The sequence below is a fragment of the Bacillus sp. AFS059628 genome, from assembly GCF_002571225.1.
Classification (GTDB): Bacteria; Bacillota; Bacilli; order Bacillales; family Bacillaceae_G; genus Bacillus_A.
On sequence record NZ_NVEC01000092.1, the window covers coordinates 24,258 to 36,070 of the forward strand.

Consider the following 11,813-nt stretch of genomic DNA (forward strand, 5'->3'; position numbering starts at 1 on the left):
TTATTTTTCTTTCATTCAATTCAAAAAACTTTAAAACCCAGTTGATTTATACGATTAATATGTATTATAATGAAACAAATTTCATTATTGCTGATTGGAAAAACCAAAGGCACTTTTCTCACACGGGAAAAGTGTCTTTTTCATTTATTATTACAGGGGGATTATTTATGCAGAAATTAATTGTCTTTGCTATTATTGGATTTTTCGCTCAATTGATTGATGGAGCACTTGGAATGGCGTACGGGGTAACATCTACCTCACTATTATTAATGTTTGGTATCGCACCGGCTGTAGCTTCCGCATCTGTTCATTTAGCTGAAGTCGTTACAACAGCCGCTTCTGGTGCGTCTCATATCAAATTTGGAAATGTTGATAAATATACAGTTTCCAGGCTTACATTGCCAGGAGCAATTGGCGCATTTATTGGAGCATGTTTTTTAAGCAATTTACCTGGCGATGTCATTAAACCGTACATTTCCGTATTTTTATTTACTTTGGGGGTTTATATTTTATTACGATTCATTATTCAAAAACAAATTGTTGCTTCCAAAAAACGTATGTCTGCAAAACAACTTGTTCCGCTTGGCTTATTCGCTGGATTCGTTGATTCAACTGGTGGTGGTGGCTGGGGTCCGATTACGACACCTGTACTTTTAGCAAGAGGAAATGAAGCTAGAAAGGTTATCGGATCTGTAGATACGAGTGAATTTCCTGTTTCACTCGCTGCAACAATCGGCTTTTTCATTTCACTTGGCTGGGAACAAGTAAGTTGGGTTTGGGTATTTTCTCTTATGCTCGGTGGTATCGTAGCGGCACCAATCGCTGCATGGCTAGTGCGCATCGTTCCTTCTCATTTACTTGGCGTATTAGTCGGTGGCCTTATAATCTTTACAAACATTCGTACACTGCTTACTACATTTAAAGTGGATCCAACTATTATTTCACTTTCTTACGTGGCAGTTGGTCTTGTCGTTATTATTTCTATTTTCATTGCTGTTCGCAATCATTCCAATCGTTCTAACGCGCCGACAGCCGGATATCCGAATGATCAAAAACAAATACTACCATAACGATAAAAATACCGCCCGATATACGTCGAGCGGTATTTTTTATTTTTCTATTTTCCAATTAATCATCGTTTCTGTAGTGCCAGTTCTCTTCATATGTAATTTCTCTAATACACGAATCGAGCTTTCATTTTCAAGAAGTGTCTCCGCAATAATTATTTCTACCTCTCCTGATTGAAAAGCCCAATTTATTAATTCTCTTACGGCTTCTGTCGCATACCCTTTATTCCAATATTTCTCAATAAATCCGTAACCAATTTCTACTGTATGTTCCTCATTTGGTTTTCCTTTAAATCCTATATCACCTAGAACGATGTCATCTTCTTTTCGAATGACATACCACGCACCCCAAGGTAATAAAGCCTTATCTTTTTTTACATTTTCTACATGCCCTACAATATGTGGACCACTATTATATCCTTGCTCGTTAGCGACGTGAATACTCTCTTCTGTACACGGTACTATATAAAGCCTTTCTGTTTCTAATTTCATATTGATTTCCCCTTTTTTGATTCAACGTTTCTCTAATTATATCAAAAAATATGAACTTATTATAAATGTCGAATTATATTTTCTGAATTTTCTTTTAATTTTTGAAGGGTTTTTCAATATTTTTTGCGAAACATTTGTATAACAATTTTTTCTTTGCTTATTGTTACATAATAGTAGGTTCGGGTGGAGTTTTGCAAGCGTTTCCTATACAATAACCGATATTTTTTGACTTTTCCTAACAAAATATCTTGCAATATATTCAGAAACTCATTACAATTGCCATATATTAAAAATCTTAGCAATATATTAAATCCTCATCAATCCGATGAGGTAGAGGTTGCGACTTTTAAGAGTAAGACGGACGAGACGCAGGGAATGTCACCGACTCCGTTTGAAAGGAAAAGTTGCCGAAGTTTATATTTCTTCTCTGGAAATATGAGCTGGGGCTGTCTCCGAAAGGAACAGAACTGTCACGTTTACAAAATTACCGTGTAAACGTGGGGTGCTATCTTAACGGAAGGGTATGATGGGGTGGTTATTTGTGAAACGTTCCGCCAAATTCCTTTGGCGGTTTTTTGTATTTTTCTCCCCCGCTCCTTCCTATCTTACAAGAAAAGGAGTGTTGAACATGAATAGCGCAACGAATCAAGCTACCTCTAAAACGCAAACTACAAAAGAAACAGGTGAATTAAGACGCGGCCTAAAATCTAGGCACCTTACAATGATTTCTCTCGGCGGTACAATTGGTACCGGATTATTTCTTGCCAGCGGTGGTGTCATCCATTCCGCTGGACCTGGTGGCGCATTAATTGCATACGCCGCAATTGGGATTATGGTTTACTTTTTAATGACAAGCTTAGCTGAACTCGCAGCTTACATGCCTGTTACCGGTTCTTTTAGCACGTACGCAACAAAATTTGTTGATCCATCACTTGGCTTTGCACTCGGATGGAACTATTGGTATAACTGGGCCATTACAATTGCTGCTGAACTCGCAGCTGTAACATTAATTATGAAATTTTGGTTCCCAGATACCCCTTCTCTTATTTGGAGCGGATTATGTTTAGCTATTATTTTCCTTTTAAACTATTTATCTGTTAAAGGGTTTGGTGAATCTGAATATTGGTTCGCACTTATTAAAGTCGTTACTATTATTATCTTTTTAATTGTCGGCTTCATGATGATTTTTGGAATTATGGGCGGTGAAACTGTTGGCTTCAAAAACTTCACTGTTGCAGATGCTCCATTTAACGGCGGCATCATGGCAATTATCGGTGTGTTTATGGCAGCTGGTTTCTCCTTCCAAGGTACTGAATTGTTAGGAGTTGCTGCTGGTGAAACGTCTGATCCAGAGCGTAATATTCCGAAAGCGATTCGTTCTATCTTTTGGCGTATTCTTTTATTTTATATTCTTGCGATTCTCGTTATTGGTTTATTAATTCCTTATACGACTGAAAGCCTTGCTGCAAGCGATGTAACAGTAAGTCCATTTACACTTATTTTTGAAAAAGCGGGCGTTGCCTTTGCTGCTTCTGTTATGAACGCTGTTATTTTAACGGCAGTACTATCTGCTGGTAACTCTGGTATGTATGCATCAACTCGTATGCTTTGGGATTTAGCTCGCCAAGGTAAAGCACCAAAATTCTTAGGCAAATTAGATAGCCGCGGTGTACCTGTTAACGCGTTAATCGTAACGTCAATTGTCGGTAGTATCGCTTTCATTGCTTCTTTATTCGGTGACGGTGTTGTATACATTTGGTTATTAAACGCATCTGGAATGTCTGGCTTTATCGCATGGGTTGGAATCGCAATTAGTCATTACCGTTTCCGTAAAGCATATATCGCACAAGGCAAAGATTTAAAAGACTTACCATATAGAGCAAAATGGTTCCCATTTGGTCCAATCTTCGCATTTACACTTTGTATCATCGTAATTTTAGGACAAAACTACGGCGCATTTATGGGTGAATCAATCGACTGGAACGGCGTACTCGTTTCTTACATCGGTTTACCACTCTTCTTAGTACTATGGTTAGGATATAAATTTACGAAGAAAACGAAAGTGATTCCACTTGATAAATGTGAACTAAAATAAAGTGAAACGAGCAAACAAATTGTTTGCTCGTTTTTTATTCCAATGCTTCTCTCTTCCCTATTGCTCCTGTTTTTGCAATAATAAAGGGAATATACATAAAGGTTGGGATACGATGAACATTCGCATTACTGATGAAGCAAAAGCAGCTATACATAGATTAGAACGTGAAGACAAAAAGATCATTCGCATTAGAGGGACAATGACAAACTCTTGTAGTATTTTCGTTGATGTTGATTTAATTTGGGATACATATGTTGCAGATGACGTTGTATATGAAGATGCTAATTTTACCGTACAAATGGATTCATTTACGAGAGACTACACTGGTGATACGGTGAAACTTGATTATAAGACGACTGGTTTTAGTATTACGACTCCGAGTGAGACTTTGGTTTATGGGTTGTCGATTAAAAACTAAAACTTGTTTTCAACTGACCAATGAGGTGAAAAAATGGGTAAATATGTTCCGCTAAAATTTTTGTTTAACGAAGAATTAGCAGAAAAAATGGCTGATTCTATTTGTAAACACGATCCTACTTTCTCTAAAAGAAACTTTGTATCTTCCGTAACATGTAAAGTTGAAAATTTAGAGTTAAAGCAGCGTATTGAAGTAATGGCAGATGAATTACACAATGCTTTACAAAAAGATTTTAATGAAGCAATACATATATTACTGAAAACATTAGGCCCAGAAAATACAACAGAAGTAGGCACGTTTACAAACGGATATATGTACATGCCTATCGCAAAATACGTTAAAAAATATGGGCTTAACGATTTTGAATCCTCTTTCAACGCCATGTATGAAATAACAAAAAGGAATACTGCTGAATATGCTATTCGTCCTTTTCTTGAAATATACCATGAAGACACACTAAACATATTACAAAAGTGGATTCATGATGAAAACAGCCACATTAGAAGATTAGTTTCTGAAGGTACAAGACCAAGGCTTCCTTGGGCTAAAAAAATAAGAGCTCTGAAAGGTGACTTTAAGTACAATTTACAGTTTCTTGAGCCTTTAATGAATGATCCTTCTAAATATGTTCAAAAATCTATAGCCAATCATATTAACGATATTACGAAAGAAGATAAAGAACTTATTTTTCAATGGTTGCAGCAATAACGTGATAAACACCATCCAGTTAATCCTTGGATTATAAAAAATGGGTTACGAACGGTTATTAAACTGATACTTTACCAAAAGATTTTTATTTTTGAGTATTTTAAACAAAAACGCGTATGCTTCAAAAATAAAGCATACGCGTTTCTTTCTTTTGAATAAAGCAATAACAAACATATTCCCCTTCTTCAATGAAAGGTCTATAGCATTATTTCGATGAAGCTAAACACTCATAAAATCTATTCCTATTCCATTTCTACTTGCTTCACATAATATTCCATCGCTTCATTAAGCCATTTTTGTTCATCTTCTGTGAAAGGCGAAGGTATCATATTTTCAAGTTCTTGCATATCCAGATCTTCCACACTAGTATTAGCTAATTTTTGTATCAAATCTTCACTAAGAAATGAAAAAGACTCTTCTATATATTCCTTTACCATCTCTTGTACTTTCGAATCCTCAACTGGTTTACCATATAATTGCTTAACCTTTTTAGACAATTGAATAAACGTTTGATCCAAAGCAATTTTATCTTCTTCTCGTTTCTTTGATAACTCTTCCACGATATCCGTTAACTCATGACGTTTCATCCATTCTTTATGTGTATGTTCTGTATTCATACCGTAAATAAGACTAAATAATACTGTACTATCTATTTCACATTCCTCTTCGACTAACTTCATTACTCTTTTAATTGCTTGCATTGATTGCTCAATTTGTTCTTTTTCTCTTTCTAACACTTGCAAATGGAGAGACAAACTTTCATTCAAATCAACACCAAAACTTGATTCGTGTAACAAATTAGCGACTTTATCTAGACTATAGCCTAGGAATTTTAAACTTAGAATTTTTTGTAAGGTTATAATATCTTGATATTTATAAATGCGGTGCCCTGAGGAAGGATTCTTTTCAGGTTGTAATAACCCGATTTCATCATAATAGTGCAAAGTAGGAATTGGTATTACCGTTTTTTCTGAGAATTCTCCGATAGAAAACTTTTTATCCTTTTTCATCTAAATCCCCCTATTAAAATTATAAATTCATTATAAAACCTAAAGTAACTAGAGGTTCAAGAGATAATTAAAGAAAATTCAAAAATATAAAAATGCATATAATCAATATGTATTGCGCTATCCCATTTTATGGCCCGATTATTGACTAGCATAACCTTCCCTCACAAATTCAAAGGACTTTCACTTACTTATCCCGAATATATAAATAACCATTCTCACAAGGAGCGAATGTATATGAATCTATTTGAACATGAAACGTAAAACCGCTTATCTTTCATAAGAGGTCCTCCCTTTTTCTTTTCTCATCATATCATTCATTTATGAAATAGGAGGACAAATTTATGAAACGTGATCCATTATTTTCAACTTTATTAGAAAGTGCTAATACAAATTTTAGCGGTTGGGATTTTTCTTTCATTTCAGAAACGGGTCGGATGAAGAGCGCGCCTTTATCGTGGTCGTATGGCAACGCTGCTTTCCAGCTTATGCAGCATGCAGAATCAATGCTCGATATGGGTACTGGCGGCGGAGAGTTTTTATCTATGTTACAACCGTTCCCATCAACTATTTATGCTACTGAGGGGTACACTCCAAACGTGCCAATCGCTCGGAAGAAATTAGAACCTTTAGGGGTTACAGTTGTAAAGGTAACGGATGATACCGCTTTACCATTTCAAGATGGTCAGTTTGATGTAATCATAAATCAACATGAATCCTATGTTGCCTCTGAGGTAAACAGAATCCTTGCTCCTAATGGAATATTTCTTACACAACAAGTTGGCGGTCTCGATTGTGCAGAACTAAATGAGCAGTTTAATGCATCGCTAAATAGCGAATTTGCAAGTTGGTCGCTCGAAGCGGCATGTAGTGAGTTAAAAGAAAATGGATTTACTATTTTAGAAGAAAAAGAAGAGTTCCCTTTTCAACGCTTTTACGACATTGGTGCGATTGTCTATTATTTAAAAGCGATTCCATGGCAAATTCCTAATTTTACTGTCGAAAGGTATTATGAGGAATTATATCGTATGCATGAAGTCATCTTACAAAAAGGGTATTTCGATGTGAAGCAACATCGTTTTCTGATTAAGGCGATTCGCAGTTCATCATGGAGCATATGAAAAAGAGATGGATCTACCATCTCTTTTTTTTATTTTCACTCAATATTTTCTACAGTTAAATACTTCGTTTCACAGTAATAGCCTTTGCCGCCAACATAAACTTTTTCTATTTTATTCTTGCTATCGGTTGCTAATTTAACTAATATTTCAGAAGGCGAGTGTAAAGAATAACCTTGTTCAAATACATAGACTTCTTTTTGTAAGTAGTGCTGTTCATAAAGGTAGCAAGCTAATGCACCATTTGAAGTTCCAGTCGCTGCTTCTTCATTAATGTCGTATAGTGGAGCAAAGTTTCTGCATATAATTCGATTGTCATTAAAAGTATATAGATGCATTCCGACAACATTATAATACTTGCTGATTTCTTTAATTTTTTCAAAATTAGGTTGCATAGTATGTAATTGTATTTCGCTTTTTATAGGAATTAAAATATCTTTTAAACCCGTAGAGACAATTTGAATTGGGTATGTATTATCTATATCTTTAATGTCAAAGCAGTCGATAAACTCATTCGGAGGTATAACATCATAAAATATCGGTTCGTTTTGTTCCATGAATATAGTGTCATCTTTTATGGTAATAGTCAGAACACCGCTGTTCGTTTCAATCGTATAGTGATTCTTGAAAAGTTTATTTACATGCATCAGTATCGCGAACGAGCCAATTGTGGCATGTCCACATAAATCAACTTCTTCTTTTGGTGTAAAATACTCAAATTTATAATCAGCAATTTCAGATTCTGATATAAATGCGGTTTCCGCATAGCCCAGTTGTTTAGCTATTGCCATTTTTTGAGTAGTGGTCAATGGATTCTCCATAAATACCACTCCTGCTTTATTTCCGCCTTTATGATCCTTGCTAAATGCACTTGCAACATAAACGGATATTTTCATAAGACACCTTCCTTCCTCACTTATAGTAAATTGTAGCATAGAACGTACTACGTATATATATTGTTGGATAAATTCTCCATAAAGTAAAAGACAAACTCTGCTTTTTGAATGTCTTTTAGTTTTTTATCACTTTTAAAACAAACTCCAAAAGGAACACCGTACATATAACGATGATGCCTAATGAAATATACTTCTGAAACATATCATCACCTCGCATATATAACATAAAAATGCTGATTGCTCTATTAAAATAATCTCTACTAGATTATAAGAGTGATTATTTTTATACTTTTCTATTGAGAAACAAGCTGCTTTTCATACCTTTTGTTCGCTTTATCTTCCTTCAAACATGCAGTTGTGTAATTAATAATATTCCGGTTATCATATGTGAATATATGTTCTAACTTATTTTCTTCTTTTAATATGATTGGTAAGTATTTTTGTAAATTGCTAACCACACCTCTATTTTCACAATTTAATATCCAATCAATTTCTTTCCATTGTAATAATCCTTCCGCCGTACTTAATGGTGTGTCCATATGCACTCCATGTGGTAAATCAGCAAGAAATACATACATTCCCTCACCATCCCAAGGCTCGTCTTTATCTTTAAAAATAACATTCCCTTTATATGTTACACTTTGAAGCTCTATTCCTGTTTCCTCAAACGTTTCTCTAATAATTCCTTCGTATGGCGTTTCATTCTCTTCTATTTTTCCTCCGACACCATTCCCCATTCCCATGTTTGGCTTTTTATTTCTATATTAATAACAGTATTTTATCGCATTTTCTAATAAAACAAATGGTGTACTTGTACATACGATCATTTCCTTTCATTTTCATATAAGTTATTTGGCTTATTTTCAAGTAAAAACACTCGCCTTACAATTCCTTACCACATAGTATATAGTACAACTTTCATGCGTAAACACTTTACGTCAAACGAAAGAATCTTTTATAGAAAGGAGAATTTAAAATCGATAATATAAGCAATGAATTTCTAAACCAATATTACGACAGCCTTGTGTGGTTAAAAGATACACACTGGCTCGGGGTTCCAATCTGTAAACTTCCATCTGACCTTTTTTTGTACCAAGAGATCATTCACGAATTAAAGCCCGATTTAATTATTGAATGCGGGACATTTCATGGTGGTAGTGCACTGTATTTAGCTTCCATGTTAGATTTAATTGGAAAAGGTCATGTACTTACTATTGATATAACTCCGCAGCCAAATCGGCCATCACATAATCGGATTACGTATTTAACAGCTTCTTCTGTTTCTGTACAGGCCGTCCAAACCATTTTAAGTATGCGCAAACCTGATGATGTGATTTTAGTTATTTTAGATTCTGATCATAGTAAAGAGCATGTCTCAAAAGAACTTTTACTATATAAATCTATCGTCACTACTGGAAGTTATATGATTATAGAAGATACCTCTATTAATGGAAATCCTCTTCTTCCCGATTGGGGGCCTGGCCCGATGGAAGCTGTGGATGAGTTTTTAACTAAAAACAATAACTTCATAATCGACGAGTCTAAACATAAATTTTTCATATCATTCAATCCAAAAGGTTTTTTAAAGAAGATAAAGTGAAACTTTAATAAGTGGGGGGTGTACATCCCCACTTATTCTATGATTTTCATTTTTGAAAAAGGATAATACACAAATTCCACCCTGCCTATTATATTATCTTCTTCAATATATCCTAAGCCATTGCGACTATCCCTACTCACTTCGCGGTTATCTCCCATGACAAATAACTTATTTGGCGGGATTTTTGTCTTTTGAAAATTATAAAACACTTGCGTATTATTGAATAAATCTTTATTTGTATACGGTTCTTCTTGTTTTTTATCATTTACATATACAGATCCATTCGTTATGTTAATTACGTCACCAGGAAGTCCTATTACTCGTTTCACATAATATTTCGACTCATCTTCTTCCTTTATAATGACAATTTCTCCGTGCTCTAAATTAGAAAAATGTACTGCTGCTTTATTTACAAATACGTAGTCTTCTTCATATAAAGTTGGTTGCATCGATTTCCCTTCCACTTTACATAAAGTAAAAGAATGATAGGCTATTACCAAAACAAACACGAAGAGTATGTATTTCCCCCAGCCTCTTTTAATCTCCTGTTTCATATCCATTCCCACCTTATTTAAACGCTTTTCAACTCAAAAAATATATCACTGCACAATACGTTTCTGTGCAGTGATACTATTTTTACTGGGCCTTGTTCGGCTGTTCTACTGGGACTGGATTTCCACCCGCTCTTTTCGCTTTCAATTCAAAATATGAATCCAAAATCTCTTTACCAATCGCGGAATTAATTCCTGATTTGTCATCATTTACCCAAGGTACAACAACTGAAAAAGCAACTTCCGGATCAGCATCATATGGTGCATAACCGGCAAGAGTTAAATTATAACATTTTTTTCGGTTATAGTTTTCATCTCTTCCAATATCGCTTTCTCCACCATATACAGTTTCAGCTGTTCCTGTTTTTCCAGCTGGTTTATACGGTAATCCTTTAAACGTTGCAGTACCTGTCCCGTCAGTTTCTTGAAAAACTCTTCTAAACCCTTCTTTTACATGATTAATGTATGAAGTGTCCATATCCACTCGATTTAAAATAACTGGTTCAATAGACCGAACAACTTTTCCAATATCCTCTGGTCTATGTGGTTGCTCTCTCACTTCTTGTACAATTTGTGGTTTCATTCGGTAACCGCCGTTCGCAATTGTTGACATATATTGAGCAAGTTGAAGCGGCGTATATGTATCATACTGTCCAATCGCGTAATCAAGTAAAAAACCAGGTATGTCATCTGTTCTACCCATTTGACCAATCGATTCATTCGGCAGATCAATTCCAGTCGGTACACCTAAGCCGAACTGTCTAAAGTAGTAGCGCATTTTATTAAATGTCTCTTTTTTAATATCTAGTGGATTATTTGGCACATAGTTTATACCTGCCATTTTTAACGCTGTATTAAACATATAGACGTTTGATGAAACTTGTAAAGCTCTTAAATCATCAATATCTCCAAAGTCTTTCCACGATTTCTTTGGCTTAGTACTTCCTTTAAAGTACATTGGTGCATCAAAGAAATGTGTATACGGCTTAATTGTTTCAGTTTGATATCCGGCTAATAACGTAGCCCCTTTCACAGTTGATCCTAACTCATAAGAACTTGTCATCGTTCCTAAAGCAAAGTCTTCTATTTGCATGCCACCATCTTTATTTACAATCTTCTTCCCAGCCATTGATAAAATTTGCCCGTTTTTCGGGTTCATCATTACGACGAACGCACGATCCATCATCGGCTCTGCAGAATGGAATGCTCGTAAATTCTTTTCAAGACTTTGCTCTACTTTTTTTTGTAACTCCATATCCACTGTTAGCATTAAATTATTTCCACTTTTTCCTTCAGTCACTTTTTCTGTCCGAATAATATTTCCTGCTTTATCCGTAATATTTTTAGACTGTTCTTTCGTTCCATGTAATGCATCTTCGTACTGTTTCTCGATGTAGCTCTTACCAATACGGTCATTTCGGTTATAATCACGCACTAAATAATAATCTAACTGTTCTCTTGGCAAGCCCTCATTTTCAGTAGAAACGCTACCAAGGATAGAACGAAGTATTTTATCATTTGGGTATTCACGTTCCCAGTCCACTGTCGTATCCACTCCTGGCAAATTCGCCAATCTTTCACTTACGACTGCATATTCATTTTGACTTACATCTTTTTTAACGATTTGCGGCGTCATTTTATATCCCGCATTCATCTTACTTTTAATTGCTAGTACTTCTAAATCCTCTTTTGAAAGTTCGCTTAATTCTTCTTGCGTAATTCTTTCCCTGCGTAACTCTTCTACTTTTTTATCTAATTCTTTTCCTTCTATTTCTTGCTCCCTAAATTTACTCTCATCTTCTTTTGTCACTTTTGCAGCTGCTCGCTTTTCATTTAACTGCATCCAAAAATCTTTTTTATC

10 protein-coding genes, 2 pseudogenes and 1 riboswitch are annotated in these 11,813 nt (G+C 35.1%); of the genes and pseudogenes, 6 read left to right on the forward strand and 6 right to left on the reverse strand.

Going from position 1 to position 11,813, the window contains the following annotated elements; genetic code table 11:
• Positions 1–59 precede the first annotated feature (59 nt).
• Positions 60–1,070 carry a sulfite exporter TauE/SafE family protein gene (locus tag COL05_RS26335; protein WP_142337671.1) on the forward strand — a complete coding sequence of 337 codons (1,011 nt, stop codon included), beginning with the start codon at positions 60–62 and terminating at the stop codon, positions 1,068–1,070.
• Between the two features lie 39 nt (positions 1,071–1,109).
• Here the strand turns inward: COL05_RS26335 and COL05_RS26340 are convergent, their stop codons facing one another.
• Positions 1,110–1,559 (reverse strand): GNAT family N-acetyltransferase, encoded by a 450-nt coding sequence (locus COL05_RS26340; RefSeq protein ID WP_098670731.1) that lies wholly within the window; start codon positions 1,557–1,559, stop codon positions 1,110–1,112.
• Between the two features lie 323 nt (positions 1,560–1,882).
• Positions 1,883–2,075, forward strand: a riboswitch (Lysine riboswitch).
• A 112-nt stretch (positions 2,076–2,187) separates the two neighbouring features.
• On the opposite strand from COL05_RS26340, the gene COL05_RS26345 reads away from it, so the two are divergent.
• The 3 genes and pseudogenes from COL05_RS26345 (at position 2,188) to COL05_RS26355 (ending at position 4,875) form a co-directional block, all read left to right on the forward strand.
• Positions 2,188–3,654, forward strand: a complete 1,467-nt coding sequence (locus COL05_RS26345; protein ID WP_098670732.1) for an amino acid permease — start codon at positions 2,188–2,190, stop codon at positions 3,652–3,654.
• A gap of 112 nt (positions 3,655–3,766) precedes the next feature.
• The gene (locus COL05_RS26350; RefSeq protein ID WP_142337672.1) at positions 3,767–4,072 is read left to right on the forward strand and encodes an iron-sulfur cluster biosynthesis family protein; all 306 of its coding nucleotides are present in this window, start codon (positions 3,767–3,769) and stop codon (positions 4,070–4,072) included.
• Positions 4,073–4,105: 33 nt separating this feature from the next.
• Positions 4,106–4,875: pseudogene (locus COL05_RS26355) on the forward strand (DNA alkylation repair protein).
• A 147-nt stretch (positions 4,876–5,022) separates the two neighbouring features.
• Here COL05_RS26355 and COL05_RS26360 read toward each other — a convergent pair.
• Positions 5,023–5,790, reverse strand: coding sequence for a MerR family transcriptional regulator (locus COL05_RS26360; RefSeq protein WP_098670734.1), 768 nt, complete (start codon positions 5,788–5,790; stop codon positions 5,023–5,025).
• A gap of 341 nt (positions 5,791–6,131) precedes the next feature.
• Between COL05_RS26360 and COL05_RS26365 the strand changes: the two genes are divergently transcribed.
• Positions 6,132–6,908: a class I SAM-dependent methyltransferase gene (locus COL05_RS26365; RefSeq protein ID WP_098670735.1), complete on the forward strand. Its 777-nt coding sequence runs from the start codon at positions 6,132–6,134 to the stop codon at positions 6,906–6,908.
• Between the two features lie 35 nt (positions 6,909–6,943).
• Here COL05_RS26365 and COL05_RS26370 read toward each other — a convergent pair whose 3' ends face one another.
• Together COL05_RS26370 and COL05_RS26375 are read right to left on the reverse strand one after the other, a co-directional pair.
• Positions 6,944–7,801: a PhzF family phenazine biosynthesis protein gene (locus tag COL05_RS26370; protein WP_098670736.1), complete on the reverse strand. Its 858-nt coding sequence runs from the start codon at positions 7,799–7,801 to the stop codon at positions 6,944–6,946.
• Positions 7,802–8,094: 293 nt separating this feature from the next.
• A pseudogene (locus COL05_RS26375) lies at positions 8,095–8,620 on the reverse strand (NUDIX hydrolase).
• A gap of 157 nt (positions 8,621–8,777) precedes the next feature.
• Here COL05_RS26375 and COL05_RS26380 point away from each other — a divergent pair.
• Positions 8,778–9,401, forward strand: a complete 624-nt coding sequence (locus tag COL05_RS26380; RefSeq protein ID WP_306475324.1) for a cephalosporin hydroxylase family protein — start codon at positions 8,778–8,780, stop codon at positions 9,399–9,401.
• Positions 9,402–9,433: 32 nt separating this feature from the next.
• Here the strand turns inward: COL05_RS26380 and lepB are convergent, their stop codons facing one another.
• Complete coding sequence (lepB, locus tag COL05_RS26385) at positions 9,434–9,955, reverse strand: signal peptidase I (protein ID WP_098670738.1); 522 nt, start codon at positions 9,953–9,955, stop codon at positions 9,434–9,436.
• 82 nt (positions 9,956–10,037) lie between these two features.
• Positions 10,038–11,813, reverse strand: a 1,776-nt coding sequence (locus tag COL05_RS26390; RefSeq protein ID WP_098670739.1) for a peptidoglycan D,D-transpeptidase FtsI family protein, incomplete at its 5' end; no start/stop codon positions are given.

Bases quoted from the DNA above. Each gene is read 5' to 3' on its own strand.
- COL05_RS26360 (WP_098670734.1), bottom strand. From the start codon at position 5,790: ATGAAAAAGGATAAAAAGTTTTCTATCGGAGAATTCTCAGAAAAAACG.
- COL05_RS26350 (WP_142337672.1), top strand. From the start codon at position 3,767: ATGAACATTCGCATTACTGATGAAGCAAAAGCAGCTATACATAGATTA.
- COL05_RS26345 (WP_098670732.1), top strand. From the start codon at position 2,188: ATGAATAGCGCAACGAATCAAGCTACCTCTAAAACGCAAACTACAAAA.
- COL05_RS26335 (WP_142337671.1), top strand. From the start codon at position 60: ATGTATTATAATGAAACAAATTTCATTATTGCTGATTGGAAAAACCAA.
- lepB (WP_098670738.1), bottom strand. From the start codon at position 9,955: ATGAAACAGGAGATTAAAAGAGGCTGGGGGAAATACATACTCTTCGTG.
- COL05_RS26365 (WP_098670735.1), top strand. From the start codon at position 6,132: ATGAAACGTGATCCATTATTTTCAACTTTATTAGAAAGTGCTAATACA.
- COL05_RS26370 (WP_098670736.1), bottom strand. From the start codon at position 7,801: ATGAAAATATCCGTTTATGTTGCAAGTGCATTTAGCAAGGATCATAAA.
- COL05_RS26340 (WP_098670731.1), bottom strand. From the start codon at position 1,559: ATGAAATTAGAAACAGAAAGGCTTTATATAGTACCGTGTACAGAAGAG.